Source organism: Oceanospirillum sp., assembly GCF_982874595.1.
The window spans coordinates 15,293-31,646 of record NZ_CEYNZH010000041.1; the positions used below are offsets into that span (position 1 = coordinate 15,293).

The 16,354-nt window shown below is 51.2% G+C and carries 12 protein-coding genes; 3 read left to right on the forward strand and 9 right to left on the reverse strand.

Annotation, left to right across the window (positions count from 1 at the left end; all coding sequences use genetic code 11):
* Positions 1–84: 84 nt before the first annotated feature.
* The 6 genes from AC4GL5_RS14200 to AC4GL5_RS14225 form a co-directional block, all read right to left on the reverse strand.
* Positions 85–1,647 carry a hypothetical protein gene (locus AC4GL5_RS14200; protein WP_490383452.1) on the reverse strand — a complete coding sequence of 521 codons (1,563 nt, stop codon included), beginning with the start codon at positions 1,645–1,647 and terminating at the stop codon, positions 85–87.
* A gap of 468 nt (positions 1,648–2,115) precedes the next feature.
* A complete protein-coding gene (gene ahpF / locus AC4GL5_RS14205; RefSeq protein ID WP_490383453.1) occupies positions 2,116–3,666 on the reverse strand; it encodes an alkyl hydroperoxide reductase subunit F in 1,551 nt (516 codons plus the stop codon).
* Between the two features lie 291 nt (positions 3,667–3,957).
* Complete coding sequence (ahpC, locus tag AC4GL5_RS14210; protein ID WP_490383454.1) at positions 3,958–4,524, reverse strand: alkyl hydroperoxide reductase subunit C; 567 nt, start codon at positions 4,522–4,524, stop codon at positions 3,958–3,960.
* 277 nt (positions 4,525–4,801) lie between these two features.
* Entirely contained in the window at positions 4,802–6,487 is a 1,686-nt protein-coding gene (locus tag AC4GL5_RS14215; RefSeq protein ID WP_490383455.1) for a diguanylate cyclase domain-containing protein, read from the reverse strand.
* A gap of 46 nt (positions 6,488–6,533) precedes the next feature.
* Positions 6,534–7,616 (reverse strand): amino acid ABC transporter substrate-binding protein, encoded by a 1,083-nt coding sequence (locus AC4GL5_RS14220; protein ID WP_490383456.1) that lies wholly within the window; start codon positions 7,614–7,616, stop codon positions 6,534–6,536.
* Positions 7,617–7,853: 237 nt separating this feature from the next.
* The gene (locus AC4GL5_RS14225) at positions 7,854–8,717 is read right to left on the reverse strand and encodes a LysR family transcriptional regulator (protein WP_490383457.1); all 864 of its coding nucleotides are present in this window, start codon (positions 8,715–8,717) and stop codon (positions 7,854–7,856) included.
* Positions 8,718–8,884: 167 nt separating this feature from the next.
* Between AC4GL5_RS14225 and AC4GL5_RS14230 the strand changes: the two genes are divergently transcribed.
* Both AC4GL5_RS14230 and fghA read left to right on the forward strand, forming a co-directional pair.
* On the forward strand, positions 8,885–10,009 hold the full coding sequence (locus AC4GL5_RS14230) for an S-(hydroxymethyl)glutathione dehydrogenase/class III alcohol dehydrogenase (protein ID WP_490383458.1): 1,125 nt from the start codon (positions 8,885–8,887) through the stop codon (positions 10,007–10,009).
* Between the two features lie 110 nt (positions 10,010–10,119).
* A complete protein-coding gene (gene fghA, locus AC4GL5_RS14235) occupies positions 10,120–10,959 on the forward strand; it encodes an S-formylglutathione hydrolase (RefSeq protein ID WP_490383459.1) in 840 nt (279 codons plus the stop codon).
* Positions 10,960–11,045: 86 nt separating this feature from the next.
* Here fghA and AC4GL5_RS14240 read toward each other — a convergent pair whose 3' ends face one another.
* Positions 11,046–12,134, reverse strand: a complete 1,089-nt coding sequence (locus AC4GL5_RS14240; protein ID WP_490383460.1) for a methyl-accepting chemotaxis protein — start codon at positions 12,132–12,134, stop codon at positions 11,046–11,048.
* 315 nt (positions 12,135–12,449) lie between these two features.
* On the opposite strand from AC4GL5_RS14240, the gene AC4GL5_RS14245 reads away from it, so the two are divergent.
* Entirely contained in the window at positions 12,450–13,169 is a 720-nt protein-coding gene (locus AC4GL5_RS14245; RefSeq protein ID WP_490383461.1) for a YebC/PmpR family DNA-binding transcriptional regulator, read from the forward strand.
* A gap of 135 nt (positions 13,170–13,304) precedes the next feature.
* Here AC4GL5_RS14245 and AC4GL5_RS14250 read toward each other — a convergent pair whose 3' ends face one another.
* Both AC4GL5_RS14250 and ercA read right to left on the reverse strand, forming a co-directional pair.
* A complete protein-coding gene (locus AC4GL5_RS14250) occupies positions 13,305–14,762 on the reverse strand; it encodes an ATP-binding response regulator (protein WP_490383462.1) in 1,458 nt (485 codons plus the stop codon).
* Positions 14,746–15,909, reverse strand: a complete 1,164-nt coding sequence (ercA, locus tag AC4GL5_RS14255) for an alcohol dehydrogenase-like regulatory protein ErcA (protein WP_490383463.1) — start codon at positions 15,907–15,909, stop codon at positions 14,746–14,748. The genes AC4GL5_RS14250 and ercA overlap by 17 nt, the downstream gene beginning before the upstream one ends.
* Between the last annotated feature and the right edge of the window lie 445 nt (positions 15,910–16,354).

Below are 16,354 nucleotides of genomic sequence, written 5' to 3' on the forward strand. Positions count from 1 at the left end.
TCTTATTCAGGACGGGACATTAAAATAAAAAAGGGCAGCTCAGGTTGCCCTTTTTGGTCTACTTTGTCCTGTCCTGAATAAGGCTTAGAGCTCGTGCTGCCGTATATCCAGGGCGCCTCGGGTCAGGTCACCAAAAACATACAGTCGGTCCACGCTCAGGTCGCGCTCTTTGGCGGATAACTGATTCAGCTGGCGCACCATAGTCAGTGTGTCCTTGTTAAGCGGCGGTGTTTCATACTCGCCATTTTTAGGAGGCCAGATATCCGGGTCCAGTTTGCGCTGTCCCAGCCAGGCATTGGCGACCAGTACTTCCGCTGTTTCTGCCATATCTTTATAGGGATCGGTTCTATAGAGACCGGTCACTTTTTCTTTTTGGTAGTACATCGCATCCCCTGTTTTTCCGGCAGGCCGAGAGAGATCTCCCAGTCTGGACATAAATACCAGATCCCGGGCTTCAGCGTTGTTTCTTACCGCATCGATAGCAGCCAAAGCATCGCTGTGCTCTGTCAAATCAAGCGGTTCGAGGTAATCACTGCCAAACAGGTGTTCCATACCTTGCACGGTAATCTCCAGATAAGCGCGCTGGTTACTGCGGTCCAGATTGTTTAGCGTGCCGGCCATATTCAACAGCTGCTCATCGCTGAACTCATAGTTATCCAGCAGGTCCAGCGTATCTTTAACCATATCCCGCCCAATGGAGTAGCTGTGATTATCCTTCCAAGCCACGCTAGCTGCTTTGCTGTCATTCGGGTTGCTGCTGTTATTGGCCCCTATTTTTAGGTCGAGCCAGTGCCCGGTTTTATCAGCGGTCTCGGCAATAAATTGCAGCAACCCCTCTTTTGCTTCCGGTGAGAACGCTCTGTTTTTCAGCATCTGGTGGCTGCGTACACCTAACTCTTCATCCAGGATATAAACCTGCATTAAGGGAATTTTTTGCGTCTCATCAACACTGTCCAGATTGTTCATCAGACTTTGATGATCTTTGACGTTGTGCAGGGTATTCAGAAATGTTTTCAGGTTATCCAGCGAGCTGTTTTTGGAGGGGTTGAGTAGCTCTTTCCTGCTATAGGTATCGGGCTTTTCCGTTAGTTGTACCTGTTCTGCATAGATGTGGGCCTGGTCGAGAATCTGTTGGCGCAGTGATGGCTTACTGTCAGCCAGAGTCTGCATGACATCCCCAATATGGATAGCGTCCAGAGGATCAGAGGTCTTGAGATAAAAACGACCACGAGGATTCTCCGACTGCATGGCAATCATAATATCAGTGAACTGGGACACTTCTTCGTCGCTGAGGTTTTCCGCCAATTGGTATATATCATCCCCTTTCAGCAGGCTCTTGTAATCACCGATATTGCTGAGGATAAAGTCCCGCTGTTCCGGTGACATGCGCTCCAGTAAGGCATCGGCTTTGACTTTCTGTTCGCCATAAAACAGGTCGTTATAGGTTGCCTTGCCAATAAGCACTAATTTGGCCCCGTCTTCAATACCGAGTTCCCGGGCTTGTGCTTTGGTGTTTTCTCGGGCGCTCTGTACTGCCTGTTGCACAGATGCAGAGGGTGTAGAGGGTGTAGAGGTGTTTTGTGCTCCGGTGGCGGAGGTGTTTGGGGCGCTAAAAAAACGGCCGAGATAATGACTGGTATTCAACATGGTCTGACTTCCCTGTGGTTGGTACTAAATACTAAGTATTTTAAAAATCTGAAGGTTATTAATACGGTGGTATTCATTGTTGGCTTAAAGAATGCGACCGCTTCCTTGTCACGACTAAAGGCACCCAGAAGCCCCATCCCCATCGAAGAAAAGCTTAGGTGTTCTCTTTTTTAATAACACGCACTTAAGTATCGGCCACTGACGAAAAGAATTTAGTGCAGGTATTCAAATTTTGTCTGCGGATATACGGAAAGGCATAAAAAAACCGAAGTGACTTTTCCACAGGGAAAAGCCCTTCGGGAAAATACGATAGCCTGCGGTTCAGGCGAGTGGGCATCGTATTGGTTGGAATCGTGTCGGAGGTAGGGCCGTCATTAAGAGAACAAATTAAAGATGCAGAACCGGGCAGCTCTACCTGTTGGGGTAGGGCTGCCGGTGGAGGGATTCGCTCAGATGCGGATCCTTCCTTTATGAGCGAATTAAATAATCAAAAGCACCCAGAGCGGCGGTAGCACCGGAGCCCATGGAGACAATGATCTGCTTGTACGGTGTGGTGGTGACATCACCTGCCGCAAACACACCGGCCATGCTGGTCTGGCCGTGGCTGTCGATCTCAATCTCGCCACGGTTACTCAGTTCCAGTGTGCCTTTCAGGAACTCGCTGTTCGGTACCAGACCGATCTGAACAAAGATGCCATCCACGTTCACTGTGTGAACTTCCTCGGTGGTGCGGTCCTGATAGGTCAGGCCGGTGACTTTATTGCCATCGCCCAACACCTCTGTCGTCATCGCTTCTTTGATGATGGTGATATTGGGCAGGGATTCTGCTTTTTTCACCAGCACATCATCGGCGCGCAGAGTGTCACTGAATTCCAGTACGGTAACGTGTTCTACGATACCGGCCAGATCAATCGCAGCTTCGATACCTGAGTTACCGCCACCGATGACCGCAACCGGCTTGCCTTTAAACAGCGGGCCATCACAGTGCGGGCAGAAGCAGACACCTTTTGCTTTGTACTCGGCTTCACCGGGTACATTCATCTCACGCCAGCGGGCACCGGTGGCCAGAATCACGGATTTGGCTTTCAGTACGGCACCGTTGGCCAGTTCGACCTCTTTCAGGCCATCGGCATTTTCCCGCAGAGCAACCGCCTGCTGGGTTTTCATAATATCCACGTCGTACTCTTTAACGTGCTCTTCCAGCTGGGCGACTAATTTGGGGCCTTCGGTGTAGGATACGGAGATAAAGTTCTCGATACCCACTGTATCGGCCACCTGACCGCCGAAACGTTCAGCGACAACACCGGTACGGATGCCTTTACGGGCGGAGTAGATCGCCGAGGATGCCCCAGCCGGACCGCCGCCTACGACCAGTACATCGTAGGTTTCTTTATCGGCCAGTGCCGCAGCGGCTTTGGCGTCGGCCTCATCGTCTACTTTGTTCAGAATTTCGGCCAGCGTCATCTTACCGTTACCGAAGGGCTCGCCGTTCAGGTAGACGGAAGGTACGGCCATGATCTCACGCTCTTTCACTTCATCCTGAAACACGCCACCGTCGATCATGGTTGCGGTGATATTCGGGTTCAGGATCGCCATCAGGTTTACTGCCTGAACGACATCCGGGCAGTTGTGGCAGGAGAGTGAGACGTAAACTTCAAAATTCAGTTCGCGGGTCAGGCCTTTTGCCTGTTCCTGCAGTGCTTCCTCTTCTTTTGACGGGTAGCCACCGGCCTGCAGCAGCGCCAGAACCAGAGAGGTAAACTCATGGCCCATGGGGATACCGGCAAAGGTCACACGACCTTTCTCGCCCTGGGGCGCGACCACCATCTGGGGGGCACGACCCGTTGGGGTTTCATCAACCGTCAGAGAAATCTTGTCATTCAGGCCTTCAATTTCGCGGGCCAGTTCCAGCAATTCATCGGATTTTGCTGTGCCGTTTACGGATACCGTCAACTCGATCGGATTAACGAGGCGTTGCAGATAGGCATCCAGCTGTTGTTTCAGATTCGCTTCAAGCATGGTTATTTCACCCACTTAGTTAAAAAGTTATCCGTCTTGTTTAAGGTAATCCGCTCTGTTGTCCGTGCTGATCGTATCGCCTGTCAGGCGAATTTCAGATACAGCGGTGCCGACGTCTGCTTGTGATGCTTAAAGCAAACCGGCGTGATACAGAACAGGGTTAAACAGGGTGTGACGTTGACCTGAAGTGATTCAGGCTGTTGCTCTCAGAACCTGCCGGTGGGCAGGCTCTGAGGGAGATGGGAGGCCGGTGTGACCTCCCATAATCCGCGCATTGGGGAGCAGGATGGCTTAGATTTTGCCAACCAGATCCAGAGAAGGAGCCAGAGTCGCTTCACCTTCTTTCCACTTCGCAGGGCAAACTTCACCCGGGTGTGCTGCAACGTACTGAGCGGCTTTGATCTTACGCAGCAGGTCGTCAGCGTCACGGCCGATACCTTCAGCAGTGATTTCCATCGCCTGGATCACGCCTTCAGGATCGATAACGAAAGTGGCGCGGTCTGCCAGACCCATACCTTCACGCATAACACCGAAGTTGTTGGTGATGTTGCCGGACTGGTCGCCAACCATGTAGTAGTTGATCTTACCGATAGTTTCAGAGCTGTCGTGCCATGCTTTGTGAGTGAAGTGTGTGTCAGTGGATACTGAGAACACTTCTACGCCCATTTTCTGCAGCTCTTCGTATTTGTCTGCAACGTCACCCAGCTCAGTCGGGCAAACGAAAGTGAAGTCAGCAGGGTAGAAGAAGAATACCGCCCACTTGCCTTTTACGTCAGCTTCAGTGATCTCTACGAATTCACCCTGTTTGAAAGCGGTTGCAGCAAATGGCTTGATTTCAGTGTTGATTGCTTGTGGCATGATATTGCTCCTGTCATTTAATAAGTGCTTTTCTGTATAAAGCAAAACGGTTAAGGCTTTCTGAAAGGATTTTTTCAGAGCCCTTTCGTTGAAGTTAGGAGAAGTATAGGACGAACAATTGTGATCAGATAATTGATTAGGCTGATTGTATTGATAGGTTTTTCCTATCAAAGACTGGGTATGTCTATAAGGTTTTATGATTGTTACAGGTGCTCTTTAGGTTGTTAAGAGCGCAAGCCCTTGCCTGACTGGAAACAACTGCCGGCGACAAGGGGGATCAGGAACTGGTTTCCAGAGGGAGATCCGGTTTGGCTGATACGGTTACATTACGACCTATCTCTTTTGCCTGGTACAAGGCATCATCGGCCAGTTGAATCAACTGATCGATAGATCGGTGGCTGTCAGGCTGGATGATAGCGGTTCCCAGGCTCAGAGTGACAATTCCGTGCTCTGAATCCGGATGGCTGATTTCCTGCTCTATGATTGCCGAGCGCATCGCTTCTGCCAGCTGGAAAATTTGCTCCTGGGAGGATCGTCCCTGCAGCAAAATAAACTCTTCGCCACCGTAACGACCCAGAAGAGTATCCGGGAAACGGTGGACAATATCGTCCAGTGTGGAGGCAACTTTCTTCAGACACTCATCCCCTGCCTGATGACCAAAATGATCGTTGTATGTTTTAAATCGATCAATATCACACATAATCAACGCCAAGGGCTGGCGCAGATTGAGGGTCATCTGCCAGTGGTCCTGTAGCTTCTGGTCAAAATAGCGACGGTTTGCAACGCCTGTCAGGGGGTCCGTTTCGCTAAGCACCAGTAGCTGCCGGTTCAGTTTGCGCAGTTGCTGATTCGCTTTTTCTGTCTCTTCCTGAGCCTGATTCAGGCGTTGCTCCGCTGTATTTCGGGCATTTACGAAAACTTCAAAAGCCTGTCCGATCACTGATATCTCATCTTCGCCATCAGTAGGAATCTCTTTAGGATCGCCTGCAACGTGGGCACTCATGGTATCGCTCAGGTGGTCCAGGCGTTCCACCAGACGACGGCGAATAAAGACCACCATCGCCAGAATACTGATCAGAAAGATAACGCTGAATACACCCACCATGATAAAGGCACGCTGCGCGGATGATTCGTAGTCTCTTGCCGCCAAATGGGCGGTATTTTTCAGGCTCTGGAAATAGTTATAACTACTGGTGGTCAGACGCTGAGAGTAAAGGCGGGCCTCTCTTGCAGAAGCAAGTGTCGCCCTGTGACTCAGAATCAAAGGTTTTCTCAGATGGAAGGTTCGGTTGATCAGTGGTTGTAGCTGCTGAGACAGCTGACGGGCATCAGGCAGTTGCTTCAGGTACGTCTCCGCTGATTTCTCCAGCCGGTGCAGCTGTCCATTTTTCTCGGCTTTCAGCGCGATCAGGCAGGTATTGATAATCTGCTGGGCGAGTAGTCTGGATGTGGTTGAGCCGGAGCCTTCCGGCAGCTGATCGCTGAGTTTTTGAAGGTCATCCAGCAGATCCTGCTCCTGCTGCATCAGAAGACGTTCTTCTTCCAGACGCTGAGCCAGCTTTTCCAGGCTGGAGAAGTAGGGCTTTTGCCAGAGATCGATCTCGTCCAGGTAGCCCTGTTCTTTCTCATTGGTTGCTGTCAGTTGTTTTCGCACGTAACGATAGAGATCAACCAGATCCTGGTCGACAGCGCCTTCCTGACTCACGCTACGATTGGTACTGAGAATGCTTTCAAAGGTTTGTGCAGCGATCACTTCTGCATCACGGGAGAGTTCTGCCGCGGTAAGAGCGCGTTCATAGTGAAGGCCGCTCAACTCCTTCAGGCCTTCAGTCTGGCGCAGCAGTGCCTGAATACTCAAAGCAGCCATCACCATATAGAGTGCAAAACCTGCAGCCAGAAACAGTGTCAGGCGAAAGCCAATGCTTTTTACAATTTTGCCGGAAAAACTTCCCAAACGACCCATAGATGAACTCTTAATCAGATATGAAACCGGAATTCCTGAGAATCAGTTACTTGAAGGGAGGAGCGAACAAAGCTCCCCCCTGATTCCACAGACGATTGAGTCCGCGTTCCATGTTGATTGGAGTTCCGAGACCAAAATGGCGATTATAAATCTCGCCGTAGTTACCGACAGATTTAATAATACGGTAAGCCCACTGGGAGTCGAGTCCCAGCTGAGGGCCGATATCTCCGGTTTTCCCGAGCAGGTTCAGCACTTCAACATCTTTGCTCTTAGCCATCACCTGATCGATATTTAAGGAGGTAATGCCTTTTTCTTCTGCCAGAATCACAGCATGCACCACGGAACGGATAATGCGTGACCATTCGGGATCATCATTACGAACCTTAGGACCGATAGGTTCCCGTGAAATCATTTCCGGCAACATAATGTAGTCATTCGGATTATCTGCCCTGTTCGCGCGGTTGGTTGCCAGATTCATGCGGTCCGCGGTATAGGCATCGCAACTGCCCCGGAAAAAGCTGTCGCCATTGGCAAAAATAATATCCGCTTTGTAGCCCCTGGAATCAAAGGTATCAACCAGGTTGTTGTGTGTCGTCGTGTTGGCTGTGACACAGATACGTTTGCCCTGCAGATCAGAAAGTTTACGGATTCCGGAGCTTTTACGCACCATAAAACCCTGACCATCAAGTAGATAAATCGCAGGGAATTCGACCTGATACTGATTTTCTCGGCCCAGCGTCCAGGTGGAGCTGTACATAACGACATCCGTTTTTTTCTCCATCAGGGTGGTAAAGCGCGTAGTGGCTCCTACTTCGATGAAGTTAACAAACTCAGGATCACCCAAAACTGCAGCGGCCGTTGCCCGGCAGAAATCAACGTAGAAACCTTCCCAGCGGCCTTTGTCATTGATGGCACTTCGTCCGGGGTCATCGGGGAATACGCCACAATCCAGATCACCTTTCTCAATGACCTGATCTTTTGTACCTGCAAACGTGAGTGGTGATAGCGTTAATGAGGATAGTGTTAATACAGAGGTTATGAGGGCGACGGATAAAAACTTTCCGGCAACAAAAGTGGGTTTTTCAGGTGCCTGATGTAAAGAGAAAATAGAAAAAAGTCGTTTTGGCATCTCAGGTATCCTTGGACTTCTCTATTCAGGTTGCCTGATTTTCATGACAAATAACGTTGAAAACAACACTGAACAGTGAAACTTTTTTTATCGTGATTTAGCAAGTACCGGCAGTTTAGCTCAATTATATAACTTTTAAATGTCAGTTTTAGATCTGAGGCAGCTAAGCGGTAAATTTATGGCTTATTTATTGATCTGGTGAAAAATTTGAGTCTGACAAAGCTTTATTACATTTATTTACAGTGAATTAACCAGATAGTCCACCAGCAATCTTACCTTGGGGGAAAGCAGGCGATTTTGAGGGTACAGTGCCCAAATTCCTTCATCCTCTCCCTGAAAAGGGTTAAGCAAGCTAACCAGTTGCCCCTTATTCAGTGCTTCATCAACGTAGTAATCCGGTAGCTGAACAATTCCCAGTCCCTTCAGTGCAGCATCCAGCAATGCATGGCCGCTATTGCACCGGATACGACCGTGAATACGCAGGTTTCGTTCCTGCCCCTGAGAACGGAATCGCCAGTAATCCAGCGTGCCCTGCAAGCAGCTATGGTGGTTCAGCTCCGAGAGGGTATGAGGTTCACCGTGTCTGTTCAGGTACTCCGGTGAGGCGCAGACATAAAGACGTCGGCTGGAGAGGCGGCGGGCAATCATGCTGGAATCTCCAAGACGCCCCAGTCGTATCGCCAGGTCGTACCCCTCTGTGACCAGATCCAGTGTCTGATTGGTCAGATGGCACTGAAGCTCCAGATCCGGATGTTGCTGCATAAAGTTATTCAGCAACGGTGTGATATGGCTCTCGCCATAGGCCACAGGGGCTGTGATCTTGAGTTTGCCCCTGGGGCTTGCCTGCAGGTCGGTGAGTGCGCGTTCGGCATCGTCCAGCGCATCCAGAATCTGGCGACAGTGCTGGTAGAAAATCTGTCCTGCTTCCGTTGCTGAAACCTTGCGGGTGGTTCGGTAGAACAGTTTACTGCCAAGGCGTTTTTCCAGATGACCGACCTGACGGCTTACCTGGGCTGTTGAGCAGCCCAGCTGGCGTGAAGCCTGCGTAAAGCTTTCGCTTTCATACACGGCAACAAATTCATTGATCCCTTCCCAGTTCATCGATGCTTAGGCCCCTGTTGATCGGCTTATTTGCAGTATTATTGTTACATATAGGTAAAAGTGAATTTATATTTTAGAGGATTATCCCTTTTGCGGTAACAGCTAAAATTAGAAGATTGATCCTTTGGGATCCGTTTTAGTAATCGAATCAGTTACCGGAGCCTGTTATGACTCAGCCTATGATTAAATCCCGTGCCGCCATCGCCTGGGGCCCGAACCAGCCGTTGTCTGTTGAAGAAGTCGATGTTATGCCACCCCAGAAAGGTGAAGTGCTGGTCAAAATTATTGCGACTGGCGTGTGTCATACCGATGCCTTCACCCTGTCCGGTGATGACCCGGAAGGTATCTTCCCGGCGATTCTGGGCCATGAAGGTGGCGGTATCGTTGAAGCGGTAGGTGAAGGTGTGACCAGCCTGCAGGTGGGGGACCATGTGATTCCGCTGTACACCGCTGAATGTGGCGAGTGTAAGTTCTGCAAATCCGGCAAAACCAACCTGTGTCAGGCGGTACGTGAAACTCAGGGTAAAGGCCTGATGCCGGACGGCACCACGCGTTTCTACAAAGATGGTCAGCCGATTTTCCATTACATGGGTTGCTCGACCTTCTCGGAATACACCGTACTGCCGGAAATCTCGTTGGCGAAAGTCAACAAAGAAGCGCCGCTGGAAGAGATCTGCCTGTTGGGTTGTGGTGTGACCACCGGTATGGGCGCTGTGATGAATACCGCCAAGGTGGAAGAGGGCGCAACCGTCGCTATCTTTGGTCTGGGCGGTATCGGTCTGTCGGCGATCATTGGTGCCACCATGGCAAAAGCCAGTCGTATTGTGGCGATCGATATTAACGAGTCCAAGTTTGAACTGGCGAAAAAGCTGGGTGCCACTGACTGCATCAACCCGAAAGATTACGACAAGCCGATTCAGGAAGTGATTGTCGAGCTGACCGATGGCGGTGTGGATTACTCCTTCGAGTGTATCGGTAATGTTGATGTGATGCGCTCTGCGCTGGAGTGCTGCCACAAGGGTTGGGGTGAGTCTGTGATTATCGGTGTTGCCGGTGCCGGTCAGGAGATCTCTACCCGTCCGTTCCAGCTGGTGACCGGTCGCGTATGGCGTGGTTCTGCTTTTGGTGGTGTTAAAGGTCGTTCCGAACTGCCGGGTATTGTGGAAGATTATCTGGCAGGCAAATTTGCCCTGAATGACTTTATTACCCACACCCTGCCGCTGGAGCAGATCAACGAAGCCTTTGATCTGATGCATGAAGGTAAGTCGATCCGCAGCGTGATTCATTACTAAGCTCTGCTTTCACTTCGATGTCTCAAACCGATTGAGCTGACGTAATGACTAAGCCGGGTACTCCGTTGAATAAAACAAACGGGGTATCCGGCTTTTAGCAGGAGAATGTTATGGAACCTATGGAAAATATCAGCCGTGCCCGCAGCTTTGGTGGTTGGCATAAACAGTATCGCCATCAGTCTCAGGTACTGAACTGTGAGATGCGTTTTGCCATCTATCTGCCGCCCCAGGCTGCATCAGGACCGGTACCCGTGCTTTACTGGTTGTCGGGTCTGACCTGTACCGATGAAAACTTTATGCAGAAAGCCGGTGCTCATCGTATGGCCGCAGAGTTAGGCATTGCCCTGGTGGCACCGGACACGAGTCCCCGTGGTGAGGATGTCGCCAATGATGACGGCTACGATCTGGGACAGGGCGCAGGTTTTTACCTGAACGCCACTCAGGAGCCCTGGGCAAAGCATTACCGTATGGAAGACTATGTGTTGCACGAACTGCCTGAGCTGATTGAGTCGGTCTTCCCGGTAACGCAGAAGCGGGCTCTTGCCGGCCACTCAATGGGTGGGCACGGGGCCCTGACGTTGGCCCTTAAAAATCCGGAGCGATTCTCTTCGATATCTGCGTTCAGTCCTATTGTTAACCCGGTGAATGTTCCTTGGGGTGAAAAAGCCTTTACCGCTTATCTGGGCGCTAACCGGGAGAGTTGGAAAGCTTATGATAGCTGCGAGCTGATCCGTCAGGCGCAGGTGCATCTGCCGATGCTGGTGGATCAGGGAACAGAAGACAGCTTCCTTGAAGAGCAGCTGAAACCAGAGCTTCTGGTGCAGGCCGCAGACCAAGTCGGTTACCCACTGCAGCTGCGTATGCAGGAAGGTTACGATCATAGCTACTATTTCATCGCCAGTTTTATTGGTGAGCATCTGGAGTTTCATAGCCGCTATCTGAAGGCCTGATACTTTTTCGTAACGGCCAAAAAAACGCCGCTGAGATGATTATGATCACCAGCGGCGTGTTTTTTTTTAGGGGAGACAGAGCCGTGTCAGAGGGTACGGGCATCCTGCATCAGACGGTCTACACAGCGGATCACTTCTAAGCTGGCATCTTCCATACATTGCAGATACTTCAGCATTGCCTGAGTATCACCGTTAGCTCCGGCTTTTAAAGCAGAGCGGCCACAATCGTGTACCTTCTTGTGAGGATTATCCAGATCCTTAAAACTTTGCAGATGGCTATAGTGGTTAGCACCGTATCCGTTGAAATACCAATGGCCCAGTCGGCATTCGGTATGACGATTCACCTCATTGGTAAACTGTTGTTTCTCAATCAGGCTGTAGACGTTGTTCTTCCACACCGCGTGATCCAGTTTCACGGTATTCAGGAATGCTGAGGTAGTAGAATCGCTGATCACCTTCTGCATATGCGTTGAGCGTTCCAGAACCTGCTCAACCACATGATCAATCTGAGAGGATGACGCTGATATCTCTTCGGTGCTCTGCTGGTTCTCGCTCACCATGGTTTTAATATCGTTGGTCTGATTGATCACCTGAGTGATCAGGGACTCGATCTGGCTACTGGCTTCATGGGCTTTAGCGGCCAGAGTACGTACTTCATCGGCGACGACAGCAAAACCACGACCGGCTTCACCGGCACGAGCCGCTTCAATGGCGGCATTCAGAGCCAGCAGGTTGGTCTGGTCAGAAATCTCCTGAATCGACGATACCAGACGGCTGATACTGGATGCGGTTTCATCCAGAACAGAAACAGCAGCCATACTTTTACCGGCATGATCACTGATAAAGCGGGCACGGTTCTCCAGGCGAACCAGAGCATCACGGGTTTCGGCAAACACATCGTTCATCTGTTTTTGCGCTTTGCGTTCTTCGATTAAGGCTTCGGCATTACTGGCTAAGCCTTCACGAATGGTATTCAGCATATCACCACCCTGGAGAATACAGGGCATGATGTTGGCAAAATCTTCTGAGGCTTGCTGCACTCGGCGAATGTGGCTTTCTTTCTCCTCAATCACCTCCTCAAGCTGCTGGATTTCACTTTGATGCTGCTGCTTAAGGCGAGCCAGCTCTTGTTTAAGTGCGGTATTTTCGTCCTTTAAAGTACTGCTGAACCACATAGTAGAATCGACCTCTGGAAAATCTGCAGTGAATGTGGGGGAAGCCAAGGGGATTCGGGTAAATAAGAGCCCTAATTCTAACGCTTTGTTTCAAACGGTTACATTATTGCAGTTTATTGATGTTTCTAAAATGAGATTTTTATTGATCTGAACAGGCATTTTGTCGCATGCGCCAGTGCATTGCAGAGGATGACTAAACCGCATCCGCTACTCAAGGGCCGTTCTGTCTGCACAGTGTTTTCTTTCAAGAGAGTTTTATAGCGTGCGGCTTAGAGGTAAAATCCGGTTTTTAAACAATTAAAACGGGATAGTGGTATGGGCAGAGCCTTTCAAAACCGAAAAGAGTCCATGGCTAAAACGTCGGACGCCAAAGCCAAGCTGTACAGTAAATATGGCCGTGAAATCTATGTCTGTGCGAAAGCCGGTGGTGTGGAGCCTGATGGCAACCTGTCTCTGCGTAGTCTGATCGACCGTGCGAAGAAAGATCAGGTTCCTGCGCATGTAATCGACAAAGCTCTGGATAAGGCTAAAGGTGGCGGCGGTGAAGATTTCTCCACTGCGCGCTACGAAGGTTTTGGCCCTGGCGGCACCATGGTGATTGTGGATTGTCTGACCGATAACCCGAACCGTACCTTTGGTGATGTGCGTACCTGCTTTAACAAAGCGAAGTGCAAAATTGGCGGACAGGGCAGCGTAAGCCACATGTTCGACCACAGCGCGATCTTTGTTTTCGCTTATGAAGACGAAGAAGCGGTACTGGAAGCGCTGATGGAAGCGGATGTTGATGTGACCGACATCGAAAACGAAGACGGCAAACTGACCGTATTTGCTCCGCACACCGATTACGCAAAAGCCAAAACCGCGATCACTGAACTGGTTGGTGAAGGTGTTGAGTTGGAAGTGGACGAGATTCAGTTCGTTCCCCACAACATGACCGCCATCTCCGGCGAAGATGTGGAAACCATGGACAAGTTCCTGGATATGCTGAACTTCCTGGATGACGTGCAGAACGTTTATCACAACGCTGAATACTAAGCGGTTGAGCGTAACGTGAGTTCAGAGCCTTCCGGTGTTGTTACTGATAATTCCGGAAGACAAAAAACCTGCTGCGGCAGGTTTTTTGTCTGTGGGGAGTGAAGAAAACTTGTCTTTGTATTCCGGGAACTCCCTTCAGGACTCCAGCAGGTGCTGAATCAGCGCCCGTAGCTTGCCGGGTTTCACCGGCTTGTTCAGTACCGGCAGGCGTGCGTCATTAAAGCGCTTACGTTGTTCACTGTTCCGGTCGGCGGTGAGCACAATCGCCGGAATCTCCTTCCGGTAATGCTGGCGCAGGGCGTCAATCGCCTCGGTGCCGGTGCGGTTATCGTGCAGGTGGAAATCCGCCAGAATCACCTCAGGTTCAAACTCCTCATCCTCACAAAGCGCCAGAGCTTCTTCCAGATCCGGCGCACAGATCAGCTGACACCCCCACTGTTGCAGAAGGGCTTCCATACTGACGAGAATACTTTCTTCATTGTCGATCACCAGTACCGAACGCTGATAGAGCACATCGCCGGAGGGTCTGAAACTGGCCGGTGGCAGAGAGGTCGGCACCCGTGGCTGAAAGTGTGCCCGGGGCACCCGTACCGTGAAGCAGGAGCCTTGTCCCTGCAGAGATTCCACCTGTACCGGATGCCCTAGCATACGGGCGATACGGTCTACGATGGCAAGCCCCAGACCTAAGCCCTGACGGTTTTTGCCCCGGTGCTGATCCAGCTGCTGAAACTCTTTAAAGATCATCTCCAGCTGATCGGCAGGAATACCATCGCCGGTATCCCAGATCTGAATCAGGACATGCTCCGGTGTCCGGCGACAGCCCACGGTAATTCTGCCTTCTGGCGTGTAACGGATCGCGTTGCTGATCAGGTTACGCAGGATGCGCATCAGCAGGCGTGAGTCGCTGCAGACCGCAAGACTGGTGGGCAGGATATTGAGTTTCAGCTTCTTCACTTGTGCCACGGGCTGAAACTCGGCATCCAGCGAGTGCAACAGAGCGTTCAGCTGCATGGAGCTGAGATCTGGTGTGATGGCGTTCTGATCCAGTCGGGAGATATCCAGCAGATCGTTGATCAGATCTTCGGCGTTTTCCAGCGCCAGATGGACCCGTTCCACCAGGCCTTCATCGGCGGGTGCCAGCGTACGCTCTCGCAGCGCAGAAACCAGCAGGCGGGCGGCATTCATCGGTTGCAGCAGATCATGGCTGGCAGCGGCAAAATATTTATCTTTATTACGGTTGGCTTCTTCGGCGGCTTCTTTCGCCTGCTTCAGCTGGATTTCAATCTGCTGGCGCTCGGCGATCTCCTGACGGAGTTGTTCGTTAACGGATTGTAGCTCCTGAGTGCGCTCTTCAACCCGCACCTCCAGCTCTTCATTCAGCTGTTCTAAAGTGGCGTTGAGTTGAGAGTAGCGGTCTCTTTCCTGTTCCAGCTCTTCCAGTTTGGTGAGCAGTTCCGGGTAATAGCTTTTACGGACGGACTGTTCGCCAAGACCGATCAGATGCGTCAGTGCCTCACCCCGGGACGGAGTGCCTGTTGCTTTAGCGGCTGGCGTTTTCAGGCCCGCTGTTGTCGGATCAGAGCGCTTCTTCATAAACCACTTCGAGGTCTCGTTGGTTGGAGCTGCGGGGGTTGGTCAGAATGCAGAGATCCGCCAGGGCTTTTTCCGATAGCTGGGGCAGGTCTGTCATGCGTACCCCCTGCTGAGAAAGGGTCTGATGCAGGCCGACCTCCTGTTTGAGGCCGATCACTTTATCCACAAGGGCGCGACGGTTCTGCTGGCTGCTCCGGTTGTGGGTTTCCAGTTCCAATGTTTCCGCAATGACCTTGTAGCGATCCTGAGCATCCCGGTAGTTAAAGTCGATCACGTGCTCCAGCAGCATGGCGTTACAGAGGCCATGAGGCAGATCGAGATAACCGCCAAGGCTATGGGACATGGCATGCACCGCACCAAGAATCGCGTTGGAAAAGGCAAGGCCTGCTTTCATGGAACCCAGCATAACGGCTTCACGGCGTTCGCTATCCAGTGGATTAGCCACCAGTTGCGGCAGGTTTTGGTTGATCAGGCGGATCGCATCCAGCGCGTGCATATCCGTCAGTGGGCCAGCACCGGTGGACACAAAGGCTTCTATGGCATGTACCAGAGCATCAACGCCGGTACAGGCGGTGAGGAAGTTATCCATGGTGGCGGTGGTTTCCGGATCGATCAGAGCAACGTCCGGTACAACGGCCTTGCTGACAATGGAGATTTTCACCTTCTCATGCTGATCAGAAATAATGGCAAACTGGGAGACATCCGCAGAGGTACCGGCTGTGGTTGGAATAAAAATCAGCGGGGGGATCGGCAGATCGATGGTGTCGATGCCTTCGTAATTCAGAATATGCCCGCCATTGGCTGAGACAATACCTACGCCTTTGGCGCAATCCATGGGGCTGCCACCGCCGACCGCGACAATGACATCGCACTGTTCCGCTTTGTAGAGTTCAACGCCCAGCATCACTTCGTCGGTTCGCGGGTTGGGGGAAACCTGGGTGAAGATCACGCTGTCGATGCCTTCCGCTTCAAGGGAGGCTCTGACATCTTCCAGCCAGCCTGCAGCCGCAACGCCGGGGTCGGATACCAGAAACACTTTTTTTGATCCGAAGCTGCGGGCGTAGTTGCCTACGGTTTTGCGGGCGCCTGCACCGAAGATAATTTCGGGGGAGACGAATTTTCTCAGATTGGAGATTGCGTTACTCATCGGTGACCACTGACAGGGCTGAAGCCTGCTCTTTTATTGTTTTTATGTTTGGCTGTTTGATGATGTCATTTTTTAAGATGCCGGTACTGTTGGCCGGTATCTAATAAAGTCCCATCAGCTCAGTCCGTTTCTCAGGTAACGTCCCGGTCGGCAGAATCCGTTGTGTCCTGGGTTTTACGGATCAGACAGGGATGGCTGCGGCCTGTAGCGCTGTTCAACCCTGACAACGTTCAAACCCGACGTGGCTTAACCCTGGCGCTCTGTTACTAGCATGCTAGTGCCGTATGAAAGGGATCAATATGCTACTTACGGGCCGCATTTTCAGACCCTATGATCAAAAAATAGTACCGAAGTAGTAGTTTTAAGGTTGGCGGATTGGGTGAGCTAAGGCTGTCTAGTCCTGATATAAGTTGACACTTTTTTACAGCGCCCGATGAACCTCATC

Coding starts and splice junctions, on each gene's coding strand:
- AC4GL5_RS14200 (WP_490383452.1), bottom strand. CDS start 1,647: ATGTTGAATACCAGTCATTATCTCGGCCGTTTTTTTAGCGCCCCAAAC.
- ahpF (WP_490383453.1), bottom strand. CDS start 3,666: ATGCTTGAAGCGAATCTGAAACAACAGCTGGATGCCTATCTGCAACGC.
- ahpC (WP_490383454.1), bottom strand. CDS start 4,524: ATGCCACAAGCAATCAACACTGAAATCAAGCCATTTGCTGCAACCGCT.
- AC4GL5_RS14215 (WP_490383455.1), bottom strand. CDS start 6,487: ATGGGTCGTTTGGGAAGTTTTTCCGGCAAAATTGTAAAAAGCATTGGC.
- AC4GL5_RS14220 (WP_490383456.1), bottom strand. CDS start 7,616: ATGCCAAAACGACTTTTTTCTATTTTCTCTTTACATCAGGCACCTGAA.
- AC4GL5_RS14225 (WP_490383457.1), bottom strand. CDS start 8,717: ATGAACTGGGAAGGGATCAATGAATTTGTTGCCGTGTATGAAAGCGAA.
- AC4GL5_RS14230 (WP_490383458.1), top strand. CDS start 8,885: ATGACTCAGCCTATGATTAAATCCCGTGCCGCCATCGCCTGGGGCCCG.
- fghA (WP_490383459.1), top strand. CDS start 10,120: ATGGAACCTATGGAAAATATCAGCCGTGCCCGCAGCTTTGGTGGTTGG.
- AC4GL5_RS14240 (WP_490383460.1), bottom strand. CDS start 12,134: ATGTGGTTCAGCAGTACTTTAAAGGACGAAAATACCGCACTTAAACAA.
- AC4GL5_RS14245 (WP_490383461.1), top strand. CDS start 12,450: ATGGGCAGAGCCTTTCAAAACCGAAAAGAGTCCATGGCTAAAACGTCG.
- AC4GL5_RS14250 (WP_490383462.1), bottom strand. CDS start 14,762: ATGAAGAAGCGCTCTGATCCGACAACAGCGGGCCTGAAAACGCCAGCC.
- ercA (WP_490383463.1), bottom strand. CDS start 15,909: ATGAGTAACGCAATCTCCAATCTGAGAAAATTCGTCTCCCCCGAAATT.